Here is a 19,017-nt window from a genome sequence, read left to right as displayed (position 1 = left end):
AATCCTGCAATTCGGTCGCATCTGCACGGGAGAGACCCATGACGGACAGGAATACGGCGACGATCAAGCGGATCGCGCTTTTCGGCATCCCGTTGTCGCTTTTCGTGATGGGCCTGAAGCTTCTCGCCTGGTGGCTGACGGGATCGGTGGCGCTGCTTTCGGATGCGCTGGAATCGACCGTCAATGTGGTGGCGGCGGTGGCGGCCTTCGCGGCGGTCACCTATGCGGCGAAGCCGGCCGACCGCAGCCATCCCTTCGGTCATCACAAGGCTGAATATCTTTCGGCGGTTCTGGAAGGCGTGCTGATCGCCGTTGCCGCGATCCTCATCCTTTTCGAGGCCGTACCGGCGCTCTTCGCTCCGAGAGTCCTGGAGGCGCCGGTTCCGGGGCTTGCCGTCAACTTCCTCGCGGGCCTGATCAATGCGGCCTGGGCCATGGTGCTGATCCGGGCGGGGCGGCGCTATCGTTCGCCGGCGCTTGCCGCCGACGGCCAGCATGTCCTTTCGGATGTGGTGACCTCCGTCGGAGTGCTCGCCGGGCTTATTCTCGCTATCGTCACGGGCCTTGCCATTCTCGATCCGCTGCTCGCGGTCGTCGTCGCGCTCCATATCCTCTATCAGGGCTGGCGGGTCATCGCCCATTCGGTCGACGGGCTGATGGACCGTGCCGTGGAGCCGGAGGAAGCGGCGGCGATCAAGGCGGCCATCGCCGCGCATGGGGACGGGTCGCTCGGCGTGCACGACCTCAAGACCCGCCGGGCAGGGCAGGCGACCTTTGTCGATTTTCATCTCGTCGTGCCGGCCGCCATGTCCGTCGGGGCCGCGCATGACATCTGCGACCGGCTGGAGGAGGCGATCCGCAAGGCGCAACCGGGGGCGCGGATCGCCATCCATGTGGAGCCGGAGACGGAAAAGGCGCATGGGGAGCGCGTGCGCGTTACGCCTGCGGCGACGCGATGAGCCCCGGCGGCGACGTTTACCCTGTTTGCGGGCGTCGCACGCATGCTCTATCCCCGGGCGGCTGTTTTGTTGCATTGTCTTGGCGGATGAGTCGCACTATCTGACAGCGACAGACTTACCTGACCGATCAATGCCGGAGATTTTGGATGAGCGACGAGGACGACAAGAAAACGGAACTGCCGTTGGGCAAGGAAACGGAGGCGAACCTTTTCAAGTCGCGTTCGATCTTCATCTACGGGCCGATCAACCAGGAGCTGGCGCAGAAGGTCTGCTCGCAACTGGTGGCGCTGGCCGCAGCCAGCGACGACGACATCCGCATCTATGTGAACTCGCCGGGCGGCCATGTCGAATCGGGCGATTCGATCCATGACATGATCAAGTTCATCAAGCCGAAGGTCTGGATGATCGGGACGGGCTGGGTCGCCTCCGCCGGTGCGCTGATCTATGTCGCCGCGCCGAAGGAACGCCGCATCTGCCTGCCCAACACGCGTTTCCTGCTGCATCAACCGTCCGGCGGCACGCGCGGCATGGCCTCCGATATCGAGATCCAGGCGCGCGAGATCATCAAGATGAACGAACGCCTGAACGCGATCTTCGCCGAGGCCACGGGCCAGCCCGTCGAGAAGATCGCCAAGGATACCGACCGCGACTACTGGCTTTCCGCCGAGGACGCCAAGGCCTATGGCCTCGTTTCGCGGATCGTGACGGCGCAGGCCGACATCTGACGTCGACGCCTTCCTGCGTTTTCCGGGGATTTCCCGCCGCAATCGGAGGAAGGAAACGACCGGAATACCGCCTCTCCCCCGCCGGAGCCCTCCGTCGGGGGGGAGGGCGCCCTTCGGTGAAGGGCTCCCGCAGCGTCGAGCCGGCGCCCCTTCATCGAAAATCCCTGCCTGCACGCTTGCGCTTGCGCCGCGCCCCGGCTATAAGCCGGGTCATGTTGAAGACCGGCGTACAGATCATCGAACGGGTTTCGCGCGGCCGTGCTGCCGTCCGCGAGCGTTCGCGCGGCTTCTCCTCGCTTCTTCTTCTCGGCCTTACGCGCGGTTGCCGGGTCCGTTGAGGAGCGCCCGGCGGCCGAACAGCCCGCCAGGCCATAGCTCCTCGAATCCCATTTTCTGATCCGCCTCCGGCCCATGAGGGCCGGCATTCGCCGTCGCCAAGCGACTTTCGCTGCGCTAAGACGGATCTGGCGAATGCCGGGACACGAAGAGTAAACGCGATGATTGTGAAGACCTATTCCCCCAGGCAGGGCATGCCTGAAGCCGCCGTCAAGTATCAGCCCTATCCGCAGGTCGCCCTGCCGGATCGCACGTGGCCGTCGAAGGTCATCTCCAAGGCGCCGATCTGGTGTTCGGTGGACCTGCGCGATGGCAACCAGTCGCTGGTCAATCCCATGGGGCATGACCGCAAGGCGCGGATGTTCAAGCTGCTCGTCGACATGGGCTTCAAGGAGATCGAGGTCGGATTTCCCTCCGCCTCGCAGACGGATTTCGATTTCAACCGCTGGTGCGTCGAGGAAGGCAATGTGCCGGACGACGTGAGCTTGCAGGTTCTGGTCCAGTGCCGGCCGGAACTGATCACCCGCACCTTCGAGGCGCTCGAGGGCGCGCACAGGCCGATCATCCATTTCTACAATTCCACCAGCGAGCTGCAACGCCGGGTGGTCTTCGCCAAGGACGTCGCCGGCATCAAGCAGATCGCCACCGACGCGGCCAGCATGATCATGGACATGGCGGCCAAGGCGGGCGGCGACTACCGCTTCGAATATTCGCCGGAAAGCTTCACCGGCACCGAGCTGGAGGTGGCTCTGGAGATCTGCAACGCGGTGGCCGAGATCGTGAAGCCGACGGCCGACAACAAGCTCATTCTCAACCTGCCCTCCACCGTCGAGATGGCGACGCCCAACGTCTATGCCGACCAGATCGAATGGATGTGCCGCAATCTCGACAATCGCGACAACATCATCGTGTCGCTGCATCCGCACAACGACCGCGGCACCGGCATCGCCGCCACCGAACTCGGCCTGATGGCGGGGGCGGACCGCGTCGAGGGCACGCTGTTCGGCAACGGCGAGCGCACCGGCAACGTCGACGTGGTGACACTGGCGCTCAACATGTACACGCAGGGCGTCGATCCGATGCTGGATTGCTCGGATATCGAGCGGATCAAGGACGTCTATGAATATTCGAACGAAATGGCCATTGCGGATCGTCATCCCTATGTCGGCGAACTGGTCTACACCGCCTTTTCCGGCTCGCATCAGGACGCCATCAACAAGGGCATGAAGGCCATCAGGACGGCCAACAAGCCGCTGTGGGAAGTGCCTTATCTGCCGATCGACCCGCAGGACGTCGGCCGCTCCTACGAGGCGATCATCCGCATCAACTCGCAGTCGGGCAAGGGCGGCATCGCCTATATCCTTCAGGCCGATCACGGCATCAACCTGCCGCGCAACCTGCAGGTGGAATTCCGTGAGGAAATCCAGCGCATCACCGACGAGGAAGGCGTGGAACTGCCCTCGAAGCGCATCTACGAACGCTTCATGGAGCATTACGTGACGCAGCCCGGCACGCGCCTGCGCTTCGTCGATCACCACACCTATCCCGATCCGGAGAGCAAGGGCGTGCGGATCGTCGGCGCCGATATCACGGACGGCGGCGAGGCCAAGAAGATCGAAGGCACGGGCACCGGCCCGATCGACGGCTTCATCAACGCGCTTTCGATCTATCTCGGCATTCCGATGTCGGTTGCCGACTATTCGGAACATTCGCTGCAACACGGTTCCAACGCCGCGGCGATCGCCTATGTGGAGGTGGAGCATCCCGGCGGCCGGCTCTTCGGGGTGGGGATCAACACCAATATCGTGGCCGCCTCGCTGGAGGCGATCGTCTCGGCCGCCAACCGCGTGCTCGCCGAACGGCGCTGACGACGGCAATCCGCCCGTCTCCCGCCGGATTTCCTGCGGCGGGAGACGCACCGATGGCCCGATCGGCCAGGATCATACCGTCAGATCGTGGTGGAAACCGTCTCCGCCAGCCGTTCCAGGTCGGGGTCGGCGGAAGGACCGACGACGACGAAGACCGCGGTGCCCCGCTGCCAGGAAACCAGGCCGATATCGTTGCGCATGTTCTCCGTCAGGGCCGTCCGGCTCTCGACCGGCTCGCCCTGACGGAAACAGATCGCGAAGATCTCTCCGTCCGTGTCGCGATAGAGAAGCTGGCCGGTCGGTTTGCCGCCGGCCACCAGCAGGCGCGCGCCTTCGAAGATCAGCTTCTGCGCCGAAAGGTCGGGCAGCCGGAACGTGACGCCGGTGCTGGCGCTCAGCCATTCGACGATATGATCGTCGTCGCCGGCGGGAACTTCCGTCAGGTGGCGGGTCTGGCGCGAATAGATGCGATGGTAATCGGCGATATCGTCGAGCCAGCCACGGGTGACTGCGATCTGCGGCGGTGTGCCGGCCTCCCGTCCCATGGCGATCAGGTATCCGGCGGCGGCACCTGCAAGGAAGAGGGCGAGCGAGGCGGAAATGGTCTGCATCCAGAAACGCCGGCGGCGGCGCGACACCCTTGCCGCGGCGGGACCGACGCTTTCCGGCGGTGTCCCGGCCTTCGGCGCGGCGGCCTCGGTTATTGCCTTCGCCGGCGCTGCCGGAGCCGGCTCCTGCGACGGTGTCCCGAAGGCGCGCATATCGGACGCGCTGCCGGTTCTCAGCCTTCCCAGGACCGCGCGGGCGTCCGCGTCGTTTGCCAGCAATGTATCGATCTCTTCCATTTCCGCCTCCGGGAGCCGACCGTCGAGATAGGCCGATAGCCGCACTTCCAGCGGGAAACCCTGTGTGCTGTCCACGTCAGGCCTTCCTTTCCGTCGCTTCCGCGATCATGGCGGCCGTCCGGTCGTTGTGGCCTTCGACGTTCAGGAGCGGGAAGGCGCTGGAACGTCCCTTCGGCATCGTCATGATCCGGCTGCGCAATTGTCTGGAACAAGCCGCCCCGGCGGAGGGGATGCCGATGCGCGGACAGTGCCGCCGGTCCGCATCGATGCACGCCGGTCTCTTATGGCTCTCCTCCGGCCGGAAGGAGAGCGCCAGACCCTCGGCATTGTTGCCGCCACGCGTCAGGGTCATGGCGAAACGGCGCAGTTTCGGCAGCATATCGACCAATTGAGGAGGGAACTTGCTGGATGGTGTCGCCGGCTGCATCGTTTTTCCAAAGGGATGGTCTGGATCGTCGCTCTTTTTGCACGCCTTTGGGGTGGCGACCGACTGATATGAAACATTCTCCCCCGGCTTCGCAAGCCGGAAGGCCTCGCATCCGTGTGGTTTGGCATATTCTTCAAAAGCGTGTCGTTTCGCCGAGTGTCAGCGCCAGGCCGTCGGGCGTCAGCGCATAGCGTTCGCGCATCAGGTTCCAGTTGCCGGGTCCGCCGGAAATCTCGAACAGATTGTAGCCGGCGGGGGGCCTGTGCCCGCCCGGTCCCTGCGAGGCGGAGGCGATGCCGACGACGGGCACCGCCTTTCCGCCGCTCTCCAGCCAGTGCACGGTGTCGAGATGGGTATGGCCGTGCAGCACGAGGTCTGCGCCGCCGGTGGAGATTGTCGCGGCGAAGCGGCGGATGCCGATCATCCGCTTGTGCAGTGCGGTCGCGCCACGGATCGGCGGGTGGTGGATCATGACCACGCGGAAAAGGCCGGCCTTTCCGGCCTCGCGCAGCAGGTTGACCGTCTCGCGCGCCTGTCGCCTGCCGAAGTAGCCGCTTGCCGAAAAGGGAGGCGTCGCGACGGCGGTCGAGCAGCCGATCAACGCGACGGGGCCGCGCACGCGCAGATAGGGAAAGAGATGCCGGTCTTCCTCCCATTCCATCGGCGCTTCATCGCCGCGCAGGTAGGGATACCAGGCGCGGGTGGCCTTTTCATAAGCCCCGCGCACATAGGCGTCGTGATTGCCCGGAACGAGGGAGATATTTTCCGGCGTGCCGGCGGCGTTCAGCCATTGCCGCGCCGCCGCAATCTCCAGGGTGCTGGCGAGATTGACGAGGTCGCCGGTGATCGCCAGATGGTCGGGATCGCGCCGCTCGATGTCCTCCAGCACGATGTCGAGCGTGTTGGCGAAGAGATGGCGACGGCGATTGCGATGCCAGTTCACGAAACCGGTGATGCGTTTCGAAAAGAGTTCCAGGAAGGTCAGTGCGGGCAGGGGGCCGAGATGGACGTCCGAAATATGCGCAAGTCTGAACATGGTTCTCATTAGAGCATTCGCGGCGGAAGGGAAACGCGAGGACGGACAAATATCGCGGATTCTGCGCGACCGGCTTGATTCGGCGGCCGGCCTGGAGCGAAGTGCGGCAATGGAATCGAAGATGCCCTTTCCCGAAGGCCCGCGCAGGGGGCTTGCCGCACGTCTCGCCCTGCGGCTGGCGCATGTCTGTTTCGCCTGGACGCGCGGCATGACCATGGGGGTGCGCGCCGCCTGTTTCGACGAGGCGGGGCGGATCTTCCTGGTGCGGCACAGCTACGTTCCGGGCTGGCACCTGCCGGGCGGCGGCATCGAGCGGCGGGAAACGGCGGTCGAGGCGCTGGCCAAGGAACTGAGGGAGGAGGGGAACCTCGTTTTCGGCGCGCCGCCGGTGCTGCTCAACGTCTATTTCAACCGGCAGACCAGCAAGCGCGATCACGTTCTCTTCTATCGCTGTGATCGTGTGCGCCAGACCGCCCCGCGGCGCTCCGACCGGGAGATCGTGGAAGCCGCCTTCTTCAGGCTGGACGAGCTTCCGGCCGGGACCACGGCGGCCACGCGCCGCCGCCTCGAAGAAATCGCCGGCCGCGCGCCGTTTTCCGATGTCTGGTAGCGTTCCTCAGGCCGCAGCCTTCAGGCGCTCGCGCCCGTGCGGGGCATCAAGCTCGAGGAGCGGCCCCAGGGGGACGACGCCGGTCGGGTTGATCGTGGCGTGGCTGCGATAATAGTGCTCCTTGATGTGGCGCATGTTCACCGTCTCGGCGATGCCCGGCATCTGGTAGAGTTCGCGCAGATAGCCCGAGAGGTTCGGATAGTCGGCGATCCGCCGGATGTTGCATTTGAAATGACCGACATAGACAGCGTCGAAGCGCACCAGCGTCGTGAAGAGCCGCCAGTCGGCCTCGGTGAGCCGCTCGCCCGTCAGATAGCGCCGGGTGGAAAGGCGTTCCTCCAGCCTGTCGAGCATGGCGAAGAGTTTCTCGACATTTTCCGCATAGGCTTCCTGGGTGGTGGCGAAGCCGGCCTTGTAGACGCCATTGTTGACGGTGTCGTAGATTTCGCTGTTGAGCGCGTCGATCCCGGCGCGAAGCGGCTCGGGATAATAGTCGGCGCGCGAACCGGTAATCCCGTCGAAGGCCGTGTTGAACATGCGGATGATCTCCGCCGATTCATTGGAGACGGGGCGGTTCCGTTTCTTGTCCCACAGCAGCGGGACGGTGACCCGGCCGCTGTAATGGGCGTTTGCCTTGAGATAGACGTCGGCAAGGGTCGCCGCGCCGAACAGGTGGTCGACGGTGTCGCCATCCCCGTCCTTGAACTCCCAGCCCCTGGCCAGCATCAGCGGGTCGACGACCGAAACGGAGATCAGGTCCTCCAGCTTCTTCAGCTTGCGGAAGATCAGCGTGCGATGCGCCCAGGGACAGGCGAGCGAGACATAAAGATGATAGCGGCCGGCCTCGGCGGCAAAACCGCCGTCCCCCGACGGACCGGGCGCGCCGTCTGCGGTGATCCAGTTGCGGAATTGCGCCGCCGAACGTTCGAAATGGCCCTTGGTGGACTCCGTGTCATACCAGACGTCATGCCAGACGCCGTCAACGAGCATACCCATGATCTTCTCCTTTTTGCGCCTGTCGGGCACGGTTCTTGTCCTATACATAGCCCATGCGGCCGTGCCCGACAGGCCGCCATTCGTTGAACAGTGCGTTTTGCGCTTTGACAGGCGGGGTTTTTCTGCTATCGGCGAAGAGGATGCCGGAGATCGGTTTTCGCGCGCCGGCTGGCGCGCAAGAATGATGGAAAGACGGATATGTTCTATATGGGAACCCCACGACGACGCTGACGCTATCTTCCGCGCACGCCCGCGCGTGCAGCCGCGCATCCTCAGCTTCGTACAGGGTTTCTCTCTTCATGAACATGCTCAAGCACGATCTTGCCTATCTGCCGGAAGACGCGTCCCGGGACGCGATCATCGAAATCATCAATGCCGAGGCCTTCGGGCCCGGACGTCACGTCCGGGCGGCGGCGCGCATTCGCGAACAGGGACCGCACGACCGGTCGCTTTCCTTTGTCTGTGACGACAGGGGCGAGACCATCGCTTCGGTCCGCATGACGCCGGTGCAGGCCGGCGGCGTGAGAGGCCATCTGCTTGGCCCGCTGGCCGTGCGATCCTCGCACAAGAACCGGGGGATCGGCCGCGAACTGGTGCGGATCGCGATTGAGGCGGCCCGCCGCAAGGGGTCCGAGGCGGTCATCCTCGTCGGCGACCCGCCCTATTACGGGCCGCTCGGCTTTGAGAAAGTCGCCTTCAAGGCGCTGGAGTTTCCCGGCCCGGTCGACCCGGCCCGGGTTCTGGTCGCGCCCTTCACGCCCGATGTTCACGAGCGCCTGAAAGGCGTCATCGCATGGCGGGAATGAGGATCGGGCGGCCTCGCGGCCGTCTCAGTCCTTCAGTTCCATGAAGCGGATACGGTTCTGGAAGGGATCGATCACCGTCACCTCCAGCCGCGTTCCCTCGTCCTCCAGGCCGGGCCGCATGTAACGGTAGTTCTTCCCGATGAGTTCTTCATGGAGGGCGCGGATGCCGCGCATATAGACGACCATATTGCAGCCGGGCGTCGCGTCGCCGGCATGCTCGGAGAGATGCAGCCGCAGGCCGCCGCGCGAGACCTGGGTATAGAGCGGGAAGCTATCGCCGTAGCGGTGCTCCCAATCGACCGAGAAACCGAGAAAGCCGAGATAGAATTCATGCGCCTTGGCCACGTCGAAGATGCGCACGATCGGCACGGCCTGCTCGAAGGCGATATTGCCGGCCGGCGGAAGGGCGGCCGGCTCCATCTTCGCCGACAGGATGTTCCAGGTCTCCAGGCCGAACTGGCGGGCGACGATCTCCAGCGCTTCGCTATGGGTGATTTGCAGATCGCGGGCGGCGAGGGCCTCCCGCATGGCTTTGGCCATGGCCTTGGCATCGCGATAATCGCGCATGTCCGTTCCTTTCGCTCGGGCGAAGTCTTCGTCAGTGCCCGCATTGCCGACGCCTTCGCCAAACGATGAACGGTAAGGCTCTGGTCTATGGAGGCGTTCGCCATGCCATGAAAGGCGCGGGTCTGCCGGCCGCCTCCGGCCGTGCGGGCACGATAGGCGAGGGACGGCGGATGCGCCAGCGAAAAACGGATGACCCTGTGCCGGGGTTTCAACGGCCTTCGCGATACCAGAGGGCGGAGAAAGCCAGCAACAGGAAGCCGACGCCGGCGAAACCGGCGAAAAGCGCTAGCGAGTCGACCCCCTTCAGCACCGTCTCGTCGGTCATGCGGAGCGAAAGGCGGTTGCGGTCCGTGGTGCGGACCTGGCCGTTGACGGGAAGCAGCGCGGGAAGGGAAACCGCGTCGCCGGCTTCATCCACCAGCCGGCGCACCGTGCCCTTCGTCGCCTCGGCGAGAGGCGTCAAGGTTTCGGTGGTCGATACGGTCGCCTTGAACTCCGGCGCGTCGACGATGCCGACATGGACGAGCGCCGTCAGCCCGTCGTTCTCGATCTCGTAGAGACCGGTTTCCGCCGTATCGATTTCCGCGCGATAGAGGCCGGGCTGGAAGGCGTCGAGGCTGACGTCCCGCGTGCGGCCGGACGGCAGTTTCAGCCGCGCGGTTCCCGGCGCATCGCCGATCGTCTGGCGGTCGATCTGCAAGGTGCGGCCGAAGGCGCGGGCGGTCAGGGCCTCCTCCTCCAGCGCCGGCTCCTGCATCAGCCAGTGCGCGGTGCGCCGGTAGAGCGAGACATGGGGACCGCCGCCCTCGAAACCGCGCGCCCACAGCCAGCCCTGATCCGACAGCAGCATGGCGACACGGCCCTTGCCGGCGCGGTTAAGGACGAGCAGCGGCTTGCCGTCGTTGGCTTCCATGACGACATGACCCTGCGGCTGCCCGACATCGACGGTGCGGAACCAGCGGCCCCAGTGCGGCGGTTCGCTCTCCGCGCCTTCCAGGCCACGCGTCACGGGGTGCCTGCGCCCTTCTTCGGACAGGCGCGGATAGAAGGCGGTTTCGTTCATCGCGCCGGTCGGATAGGCCGGCAGGACCACGGAAAGCGGGGTCCCGGCGATCGAATCGTTGCCGGCGTGCTCCGGCCCGGCGGCGATCAGCAGCGCGCCGCCGTTTTCCACATATTGGGCGATGTTGTCATAATAAAGGATCGGCAGCACGCCGCGATGCTGGTAGCGATCGAAGATGATCAGATCGAACTCGCCGATCTTGTCGACGAACAGTTCGCGGGTCGGAAACGCGATCAGCGACAGTTCGTTGATCGGCGTTCCGTCCTGCTTTTCCGGCGGCCGCAGGATGGTGAAATGCACGAGATCGATGGCGGTGTCCGACTTGAGCAGGTTGCGCCAGGCGCGTTCGCCGGCGTGCGGCTCGCCGGAGACCAGCAGCACGCGCAGGTTCTCGCGGATGCCCTCGACGACGTGGACCGCACGGTTGTTGGCCGTGGTGATCTCGCCGTCGAGCGGGTCGACCTCGAATTCCAGGATATTGTTGCCGCCGCGCGGTATCGTGAAGCGCAGCGGCTGCTCCGTGCCGGGGGTGGCGATCTCCGAGGCGATCTCGTTGCCGTTGAGGCGGACGGTCACCCGTGCGCCGCCGCCTGGAGCAGCGCCGTCGTCGATCACGCGGAAGGTGAGATCCTGCGGTTCGCCGACGATGCCGAAGCGGGGAGCGTTCACCACCTCGATGCGGCGGTCGAACTCGTCCGGCCGGCCGGTGACCAGCGCATGGACCGGCGCGTCGAAGCCCGTGGCGGCATCGGCGTCGGGAATATCGTGCACCTGACCGTCGGTGATCAGGATCGCTCCGCCGACACGCGACGGCGGCACATCGGCCGTGGCTGCCGACAATGCCTCGAAAAGCCGGGTGGAGGGCGCTTCGGCGGATGCGTCGTCCTTCGCCTCGACGATGCGCGGCTCGATGCGCGGATAGTGGGCGAGACGCTCCTTCAGTCCCGCAAGCGCCGCGTCGGTCATCGCTGTCCGTTCGGGATTGTCCTGGCTCTGGCTGCGATCGACGACCACGGGAACGATGGTGGTGAGGGCCTCGCGGTCTTCTTGCAGGATCACGGGATTGGCGAGGGCGGCGGTGATAAGGGCGAGCGCGGTCGCCCGCAGCATCGCGCCGCGCAGGCCCCGCCACAGGCCGAGACCGGCCAGAAGAAGGGCGACGAAGGCGAAGAGGGCGATGGCCCACCAGGGCAGGAGCGGCGAAAATTGTACCGTCATGTCATTGCCCCAGCCGTTCGAGCAGCGCCGGCACATGCACCTGGTCGGCCTTGTAGTTGCCGGTGAGCATGTACATCACGATATTGACGCCGACGCGAAAGGCGTGGTCGCGCTGGATCTCGTCGGGCGGCACGGTGGGCAGCAGGGCCATGCCGTTGTTGTCGACCGCCCAGGCGGCGGCGAAATCATTGCCGGTGATCATGATCGGGGAAACGCCGTCGCCGCCGCGGGCCGGGCGCGACTGGTCCTCGCTGCGGTCGAACTGCGCCTCGATCCACAAGGGACTGCCGGTGTAGCGGCCGGGAAAGTCCGCAAGCAGGTAGAAGGCCTTGGTCAGCACATGATCGGCGGGAACGGGTTCCAGCGGCGGAATGTCGAGATCGGCGAGAATTTCCTGTAGGCGCCGGGTATTGGCGCTCGCCGCGCCGCCGTCCAGCGAGACGATCTGGTCGCGGGTGTCGAAGAGGACCGTGCCGCCGTTGCGCATATAGGCGTCGATGCGGGCGACCGCGGCGTTGTCGGGCATCGGCGCCGTCGCGCTGATCGGCCAGTAGATGATCGGATAGAAGGAAAGCTCGTCGCTGGCGATATCCACGCCGACCGGCGCGCCCGGCTCCAGCGCCGTGCGGTAGGTGATGAATTCGCTCAGGCCGGCAAGGCCGCGTTCCGAGATACGGTCCACCTCCGCCTCGCCGGTCGTCACATAGGCGAAATGAGTTGTGTCGAGGCGGGAGAAGATCGCCGCGTCGCCGGGTTTTTCGTCGGCGGCGCGGCTGTCCTGCGGCGCGGCGAGGATCGCGCTTGCGACGAAGGCCGCCAGAAGCGCCGCCGTTGCACGACGCGCGGGCGCACGGGCGGAAAACGCCCCGGCCATGAGCAGCACCACGATGCAATCGGCAAGAAGCAGCAGCGCGGCGAGCGCGAAGAGATGGGGCTTCAGCGACAGGGTCTGACCGCCGGCGAGCGCTTCGCGCAGCACGGTCGTCGCCTCCGGAACCGCAAGCGGGCGGATCGTGTGGCCGGGGGGCAGGAGGTTGTGCGCCACATAGCCTTCCTCGCTGCCGTAGAGGCCGGGCGGATTATCGAAGGTCGCGGCTTTCGGCGCGCCGTCCTGCGGCGCAAGCGGGCGGGCCTCGCCCGTGGCGGCGGCGAGCGTGCCGTTTGCGGTCAGGAGCCGGTAGGGCGGCAGCGCCTTCGCCTGCCCGCCGTTGCCGGCGGCAGCGCCGCCGCTGCGCGCGAGCTGTACGGTCCGGCGCAGCATTTCGACGAAATCGCCGGAAAGCGGCAGGTTTGACCAGCCGGTCTCGGCGCTGACATGGAAGAGCACGATGCGTCCCGCGCCAAGCGGCCCGGTCGTCACCAGCGGCGTTCCGTCGGCGAGATTGGCCCAGGTGCGCTCGGCAAGGTCGGGCGTCGGCTCGGCCAGCACCTGTCGTTGCACCAGGATATTTTCGGGTGCGCGCATGCCGGAAAACGGGCTTGCCGCCGGATAGGCGGCGAGCGACTGCGGTTCGGACCAGGAAAAAGCGCCGCCGAGCGCACGCTCGCCCTTGCGTAGCAGCACGGGCACGAGGGGGTCGTCGGCGGGGGCTGCAGCAAGCCGTGGGCCGGCGAAGCGCACCAGCATGCCGCCCGCCTCGATCCAGTCGCGTAGTTCGGCCTGCGCGATATCCGGCAGGCGGCCGATGTCCGCCATGATCAGCACCGAGGGCTTCTGTTCGAGCAGTTCGGTCACCGCGGCGGAAAGATCGGCGGCGTTCGGCCGGACGATATCGGCATAGGGCGTCAGCGCCCGGTCGATATAATGAAGCGGGGACAGCAGCGGCTGGCCCGGATCCGCGACTTCGCCGGACAGAAGCGCCACGCGGCGGCGGCGGAAACCGTCGTCGAGCAGATAGGTGCCGCCGGCGTTGGCAAGTCCGTCGATCGTCACGCGGGTGAAGTCGTTGCGCAGCTCGAAGGGCGCGGCGATCGTGCCCCGGGCCGTTGTCTCGCCGGCTGCAAAATGCGCGGTACCTGTCGCGATGGGCCTGCCGCGTGCATCGTGGGCGGTGAGCGGCACCGTCCGTTCGCTGTTGCCGGCAAGCCGCGTAAGGGTGAGCGTGAGGGCGTCGGCGCCGTTTTCGGCGGCGGTGATGGCGAGAGCGGAGGCGCCGTCCGCCTCGATCAGCCGGAATTCGGCCGGCGCAAGCGAAAGAAGGGCGGCGACGGGGTCTTCATCATCTTCCCCGGCGATGCCGTCGCCGATGAAGGCGAGCGTGCCGGGCGTGGTTCCGTCGAGCGCCGTGCGCAGTGCGGCGATGGCGGGGATGCGGTCTGCCGGCAGCGGGCGGGGCGCGGCGGCGGCGAGGTGCTTGCGTGCCGTCGCGGCGTCGACGGGCACGGCGTCCTGGCGTCGTTCGGCCGTCAGCACCAGCGCAACCGGCAGATCGCGGGCTTCCGCATCGCTGATCAGGGCTTCGGCGGCGGTGACCCGGGCCGGCCAGTCCGTGGCGCTCGCCCAGCTGTTGTCCATCACCAGAGCGAGGGGACCGTTTGTCGCGAGCGTGTTGTCGCGCGGGTTGAAGACCGGATCGGCGATGGCGAGGATGACGGCGGCGGCGAGCGCCATGCGCAGCAGCGTCAGCCACCAGGGGCTGCGTGCCGGTGTTTCCTCGCGTTTCAGCACGGTCGCGAGAACGGCCAGCGGCGGAAAGACCTCGACGAGCGGCTTCGGCGGCGTCAGCCGCAACAGCCACCAGATCGCCGGCAGCAGCACGAGCGCCGCAAGAACCGCAGGAAAGGCGAAGGCGAAGGCGCTCATCGGCTCTCGCCCCTTGCGGCCATCGCCGGCAGGCCGGAAAGATACATGTGAAGAGCGGCCAGCGCTTCGGAGGCGGGCCGGTCGGTCCGGTGCGGAATGAAGCTCCAGCCGAGGTGGCGCAGGCTGTCTGCCAGCGTGTCCCGTCTTGCCCGGTAGGCCCGGGTGTAGTCATCCCTCAGGTGTTCGGCGCGTCCGGCGGTGAGCCGCAGGCCGGTCTCCGGGTCGGTGAATTCCGTGCGTCCGGCGTAAGGGAAAATCTCCTCGGCAGGGTCCGCCACTTCCACCACATGGCCGCGCAGCCCCCGGCGGGCGAGGGGAGCAAGCCGTTCCATCACGCTTTCCACGGGATCGAGGAAATCGCCGAAGAGCACGATATCGCTTGAGCTACGGATCATGCCGGTGTCCGGCAGGCCCTCGCCCGGGTGGGCGTGGAGCAGGGCGGCCGCGAGCCGTTCGGCGGCATTACGCGCGGCGACAGGCTCCAGCACGCCCGGGCAGCCGATGCGCTCGCCCGAGCGGGCGAGGATCTCGGCCAGCGCCAGCATCAGCACCAGCGCGCGGCTTTCCTTGGAGACCGGGGCGAGGGTGGAGCCGTACATCATCGAGGGCGAGAGATCGGCCCAGACCCATACCGTATGGGCTGCCTCCCATTCCCGGTCGCGCACGTAGGTATGATCGTCGCGGGCCGAGCGCCGCCAGTCGATGCGCGAGAGGCTTTCGCCGTCGACATAGGGACGGAACTGCCAGAAATTCTCGCCGATACCGCGTTTGCGGCGGCCATGCCAGCCGGCGATCACGGTATTGGCGAGGCGGCGGGCCTCGACCATGCAGTCGGGAACGAGCGCGGCGCGCGCCTGCGCCCGCGAGAGCGCGTCGTGCGTCGGTGTGGGCTGAACCGTCCGTCCGATCGTCGCCATCGCGCGCGCTCCGGTCAGTTTTTCGCCTGCCGGACGAGATCGGCGATCACGTCGCGCAGGGACATGCCATCGGCGCGGGCGGCGAAGGTCAGCGCCATGCGGTGCTGCAAGACCGGTTCGGCGAGCGCCATCACGTCGTCGACGGAGGGGGCGAGGCGGCCGTCGTAGAGCGCGCGGGCGCGGGCGCAAAGCATCATCGCCTGGCCGGCGCGGGGTCCGGGACCCCAGGCGACGTGCTTGTCGGTGGAGGCGACGCCGTGGCCGGGACGGGCCGAGCGCACCAGCGAGAGAATGGCGTCGAGGACGGTTTCGCTCACCGGCATCTGGCGGATCAGCATCTGGATTTCCTCCAGGCGGCCGGCGGTGATGGCCGCGCCGGCCTCGGCCTCCCTGACGCCGGTCGTCGAGAGCAGGATGCGCCGTTCGGCCTCGAGGTCGGGATAGTTCACGTCGACCTGCAACAGGAAGCGGTCGAGCTGCGCCTCGGGCAGCGGGTAGGTCCCTTCCTGTTCCAGCGGGTTCTGGGTGGCGAGCACATGGAAGGGCTTCGGCAGGTCGTTGCGCGCGCCGGCGACGGTGATGTGATATTCCTGCATCGCCTGCAACAGGGCCGACTGGGTGCGCGGCGAGGCGCGGTTGATCTCGTCGGCCATCAGCAGTTGCGTGAAGATCGGGCCGGGCACGAAGCGGAAGGACCGTCTGCCGTTCTCGTCCTGGTCCATCACCTCCGAGCCGAGGATGTCCGACGGCATGAGGTCCGGCGTGAACTGGATGCGGCTTGCCGACAGGCCGAGCACGGTTCCAAGTGTCGTGACGAGCTTGGTCTTGGCCAGCCCCGGCACGCCCACCAGCAGCGCATGCCCGCCGGACAGGAGCGCAAGCAGGGTGTGCTCCACGACGCTTTCCTGGCCGAAGATCACTTTGGCGACTTCCCGGCGGATGGCGGCGATATCGGCCAGCGCCCGTTCGGCGGCGGCGATCACCGTTTTCTCGTCCAGGCTCGTCTCGAGGGAATTGGCAACGCCCATGGTCGGTCTCCAGTGCCGGTTTCGCGCCGGACGAATCGCGGCCGCGCCGCGCCCGTCCGCCGGTTTCAAGCTTATTAGCCCTCTCATGGCTGACAAGCGACCGTGAAATGACTATCTCGTGGAGGACGGGGTCCATCCACCTCTTTCTGGAAACGGGATAGGGAGCAACCGGGACGGAACGATGGCAATGAACGAAATTAGGACGACCGGCGACGCTGCCGGCCTTGCGGCGCTGATTTCCCGCGCCACGGCGGAGACCGGCGGGCGCGGTCTGCCGCCGGTGGAGCGCTGGGATCCGCCCTTCTGCGGCGATCTGGATATGGAGATCCGCGCCGACGGCACATGGTTCTACATGGGCACGCCGATCGGCCGCGCGGCCCTGGTGCGGCTCTTCTCCACGGTGCTGCGCAAGGACGCGGACGGCGGCACCTATCTGGTGACCCCGGTGGAGAAGGTCGGCATCCGTATCGCCGACGCGCCCTTCATCGCGGTGGAGATGGACGCCGCCGGCGAAGGGGAGGCGCAGGTGCTGACCTTCCGCACCAATGTCGGCGACGTGGTGACGGCAGGAGCGGACCATCCGCTGCGTTTCGCCATCGCCGGGGACAATGCCGAACTGAAGCCCTATCTTCTCGTGCGTGGCCGGCTGGAGGCGCTTGTGTCACGCGCCGTCATGTACGATCTGGCGGCGCTCGGCGAGACGATCGAGGTCGACGGGGTGGCGATGTTTTCGGTGCGCTCGTCCGGCGCGGTCTTCCCGGTCATGCCGGCGGCGGAACTGGAAGCGCTGACGCGATGAGCCGTCCGGACTACAGCGCCGCGGATTTCCGCCGGCGCGCCGAAGCACAGACGCACACCATCGGCGCGGGCGCCTGGCGCGATCATGGCGACAGCCTGCTCAACCCGGCGACGATCCCGCATCTGGAAGGCATGGCGCTGCGCGACGCCGCCGTGCTCGTGCCGGTGGTGGACGGGGGCGGCGATGACGCCCGCGTCATCTTCACCCGGCGCACGACGAGCCTGCGCAAGCATTCCGGCCAGGTGGCCTTTCCGGGAGGGGCGGTGGACACCGGCGATCGGGACGTCGAGGCGGCGGCGCTGCGCGAGACGGAAGAGGAAATCGGCCTCGGCCGCCATTTCATCGAGCCCGTCGGCAGGCTGCCGCAGTATCGGGCGCTGTCCGGTTTCGTGATCACGCCGGTTCTGGCGGTGGTGCAGCCCGGCTTCCGGCTGACGCCGAACCCGGCGGAAGTGGACGCGGTGTTCGAGGTGCCGCTTTCCTTCCTCATGGATCCGCGCAATCACGAGACGGGCAGCGGCGTCTGGCTCGGCGACGAACGGCACTATTATCGCATGCCCTACGAGGGCTGGAATATCTGGGGCATCACCGCCGGTATCGTCCGGGTGATCTACGAAAGGCTCTATGCATGACATCGGTTTCAGGGCAGGCATGGTTTGCCGATCCGGCGCTTCGACGCGTGCTTTCGCTCCTGAACGCGGACGGTGGCGAGGCGCGCGTCACCGGTGGCGCGGTGCGCAACAGCCTGATGGGCCTGCCCGTCGCAGATGTCGACATCGCCACGACGCTGCGGCCGGAAACGGTCGTGGAAAGGGCCGGAGCCGCCGGCATCAAGGCGGTGCCGACCGGTATCGCGCATGGCACGGTCACGCTGGTCGTGGAGGGGCGGCCCTTCGAGGTGACGACATTGCGCCGGGACGTCGCGACGGACGGCCGCCATGCCGAGGTCGCCTTCGGCACCGACTGGCAGGCCGACGCCGAGCGGCGCGACCTGACCATCAATGCGCTCTATGCCGCCGCGGACGGTTCGGTGATCGACCTGGTGGGCGGCCTGCCGGACATCGGGACGCGGACGGTGCGCTTCATCGGCGACGCCGCCACGCGGATCGCCGAGGACTACCTGCGCATCCTGCGCTTCTTCCGGTTCTTCGCGCTCTATGGCAGCGGCCGTCCGGATGCGGAGGGGCTACGCGCCTGCGCCCGGGCGCGCGACCGTCTGTCGACGCTTTCGGCCGAACGGATCTGGGCGGAAACGAAGAAGCTGCTCGCAGCCCCCGATCCGGGCCGCGCACTGCTGTGGATGCGGCAAACGGGGGTGTTGACGGAAATCCTGCCGGAGACCGAGAAATGGGGCATCGACGCCATTCCCGGCCTCGTCGCGGCGGAACAGGCGTTCGGCTGGTCGCCCGACAGCCTGTTGAGGCTCGCGGCGATGGTTCCGCCGGATACCGAACGGCTCGCCACCCTTGCTGCGCGGCTGCGCCTGTCGCGGGCGGAGGCGACGGCGCTGGAGCGATGGGCGCAGGCGCCGGCGGTCCAGCCGACGATCGCCGCGACCGCCTTCGATCGCCTGATCTACCGGAGCGGGCCGGAGGGTCTCGTCATGCGGTGCCGGCTGGCCCTGGCGGCGAGCCGGGCGCGGGGCCTTGCCGAGCCGGATGGGTTTGCCGTGACGGGGGCATGGCAGCGATTGCTGGCGCGCGCCGAAACCTGGCGCCGGCCGGCTTTTCCGCTGTCAGGGGCCGATGTGCTGGCGCTGGGCATTCCGGCCGGTCCGGGGGTGGGGGCGATGCTGGCGCGGATCGAGGACGAATGGGTGGACGGCAATTTTCTCAAGGATCAGGCGGCGCTGCTCGCCCGGGCGCAGGAACTTGCGAAGGAAGGATGACGGGACGGGCGCGGGGCCCGGCCGCGTGATGTTTGCGCCCGACCGGGCGGTCAGAGCATTCCCAGCGAAAGTGCGAGACGGCTTTGCGTCCGGAAATGCGGCTAGAATAGAGAGATAGAGCGGTTC

General features: G+C 66.8%; 17 protein-coding genes. 8 read left to right on the top strand and 9 right to left on the bottom strand.

Translation table 11 applies throughout. The features are described 5' to 3' along the window. The first annotated feature begins 38 nt into the window (after positions 1-38). The 3 genes from KYK29_RS03710 to leuA all read left to right on the top strand — a co-directional run bounded on the left by KYK29_RS03710 (position 39) and on the right by leuA (position 3,888). On the top strand, positions 39-959 hold the full coding sequence (locus KYK29_RS03710) for a cation diffusion facilitator family transporter (protein ID WP_254689489.1): 921 nt from the start codon (positions 39-41) through the stop codon (positions 957-959). A gap of 146 nt (positions 960-1,105) precedes the next feature. Further along, positions 1,106-1,684: an ATP-dependent Clp protease proteolytic subunit gene (locus tag KYK29_RS03705; protein WP_254689488.1), complete on the top strand. Its 579-nt coding sequence runs from the start codon at positions 1,106-1,108 to the stop codon at positions 1,682-1,684. Between the two features lie 497 nt (positions 1,685-2,181). Beyond that, the gene (gene leuA, locus KYK29_RS03700; protein ID WP_254689487.1) at positions 2,182-3,888 is read left to right on the top strand and encodes a 2-isopropylmalate synthase; all 1,707 of its coding nucleotides are present in this window, start codon (positions 2,182-2,184) and stop codon (positions 3,886-3,888) included. A gap of 80 nt (positions 3,889-3,968) precedes the next feature. On the opposite strand, the gene KYK29_RS03695 is transcribed toward leuA, so the two are convergent. From KYK29_RS03695 to KYK29_RS03685, 3 genes are all read right to left on the bottom strand, one after another. Next, positions 3,969-4,808: an anti-sigma factor family protein gene (locus tag KYK29_RS03695; protein ID WP_254689486.1), complete on the bottom strand. Its 840-nt coding sequence runs from the start codon at positions 4,806-4,808 to the stop codon at positions 3,969-3,971. Between the two features lies 1 nt (position 4,809). Continuing rightward, positions 4,810-5,160 (bottom strand): hypothetical protein, encoded by a 351-nt coding sequence (locus KYK29_RS03690; protein WP_254689485.1) that lies wholly within the window; start codon positions 5,158-5,160, stop codon positions 4,810-4,812. 133 nt (positions 5,161-5,293) lie between these two features. Then, positions 5,294-6,196, bottom strand: coding sequence for a metallophosphoesterase family protein (locus KYK29_RS03685; protein WP_254689484.1), 903 nt, complete (start codon positions 6,194-6,196; stop codon positions 5,294-5,296). A gap of 109 nt (positions 6,197-6,305) precedes the next feature. On the opposite strand from KYK29_RS03685, the gene KYK29_RS03680 reads away from it, so the two are divergent. Next, positions 6,306-6,806, top strand: a complete 501-nt coding sequence (locus KYK29_RS03680; RefSeq protein ID WP_437437214.1) for an NUDIX domain-containing protein — start codon at positions 6,306-6,308, stop codon at positions 6,804-6,806. Between the two features lie 6 nt (positions 6,807-6,812). On the opposite strand, the gene KYK29_RS03675 is transcribed toward KYK29_RS03680, so the two are convergent. Next, positions 6,813-7,802, bottom strand: coding sequence for a glutathione S-transferase family protein (locus KYK29_RS03675; protein ID WP_254689483.1), 990 nt, complete (start codon positions 7,800-7,802; stop codon positions 6,813-6,815). A 299-nt stretch (positions 7,803-8,101) separates the two neighbouring features. Here KYK29_RS03675 and KYK29_RS03670 point away from each other — a divergent pair, with 299 nt between their 5' ends. Next, positions 8,102-8,608 (top strand): GNAT family N-acetyltransferase, encoded by a 507-nt coding sequence (locus tag KYK29_RS03670; protein WP_254689482.1) that lies wholly within the window; start codon positions 8,102-8,104, stop codon positions 8,606-8,608. Positions 8,609-8,632: 24 nt separating this feature from the next. Here the strand turns inward: KYK29_RS03670 and KYK29_RS03665 are convergent, their stop codons facing one another. The 5 genes from KYK29_RS03665 to KYK29_RS03645 all read right to left on the bottom strand — a co-directional run bounded on the left by KYK29_RS03665 (position 8,633) and on the right by KYK29_RS03645 (position 16,204). Further along, positions 8,633-9,175, bottom strand: coding sequence for a glyoxalase superfamily protein (locus tag KYK29_RS03665; RefSeq protein WP_254689481.1), 543 nt, complete (start codon positions 9,173-9,175; stop codon positions 8,633-8,635). 208 nt (positions 9,176-9,383) lie between these two features. After that, on the bottom strand, positions 9,384-11,456 hold the full coding sequence (locus tag KYK29_RS03660) for a hypothetical protein (protein ID WP_254689480.1): 2,073 nt from the start codon (positions 11,454-11,456) through the stop codon (positions 9,384-9,386). 1 nt (position 11,457) lies between these two features. Next, entirely contained in the window at positions 11,458-14,259 is a 2,802-nt protein-coding gene (locus KYK29_RS03655; RefSeq protein ID WP_254689479.1) for a DUF4159 domain-containing protein, read from the bottom strand. After that, entirely contained in the window at positions 14,256-15,176 is a 921-nt protein-coding gene (locus KYK29_RS03650; protein WP_254689478.1) for a DUF58 domain-containing protein, read from the bottom strand. The genes KYK29_RS03655 and KYK29_RS03650 overlap by 4 nt, the downstream gene beginning before the upstream one ends. 14 nt (positions 15,177-15,190) lie before the next feature. Next, positions 15,191-16,204, bottom strand: coding sequence for an AAA family ATPase (locus tag KYK29_RS03645; RefSeq protein ID WP_254689477.1), 1,014 nt, complete (start codon positions 16,202-16,204; stop codon positions 15,191-15,193). 181 nt (positions 16,205-16,385) lie between these two features. Here KYK29_RS03645 and KYK29_RS03640 point away from each other — a divergent pair, with 181 nt between their 5' ends. The 3 genes from KYK29_RS03640 to KYK29_RS03630 are packed head-to-tail and all read left to right on the top strand — an operon-like array spanning position 16,386 to position 18,891. Next, positions 16,386-17,003, top strand: a complete 618-nt coding sequence (locus KYK29_RS03640) for a DUF1285 domain-containing protein (RefSeq protein WP_254689476.1) — start codon at positions 16,386-16,388, stop codon at positions 17,001-17,003. Beyond that, on the top strand, positions 17,000-17,635 hold the full coding sequence (locus KYK29_RS03635) for a CoA pyrophosphatase (protein WP_254689475.1): 636 nt from the start codon (positions 17,000-17,002) through the stop codon (positions 17,633-17,635). The genes KYK29_RS03640 and KYK29_RS03635 overlap by 4 nt, the downstream gene beginning before the upstream one ends. Further along, positions 17,632-18,891 carry a CCA tRNA nucleotidyltransferase gene (locus KYK29_RS03630; protein WP_254689474.1) on the top strand — a complete coding sequence of 420 codons (1,260 nt, stop codon included), beginning with the start codon at positions 17,632-17,634 and terminating at the stop codon, positions 18,889-18,891. The genes KYK29_RS03635 and KYK29_RS03630 overlap by 4 nt, the downstream gene beginning before the upstream one ends. Positions 18,892-19,017 lie beyond the last annotated feature (126 nt).

Origin of the sequence: Shinella daejeonensis, assembly GCF_024281235.1 — a bacterium.
GTDB lineage: Bacteria > Pseudomonadota > Alphaproteobacteria > Rhizobiales > Rhizobiaceae > Shinella > Shinella daejeonensis.
The sequence above is the reverse complement of the archived record's forward strand: the minus strand, read 5'-3'. Positions and strand labels throughout refer to the sequence as shown.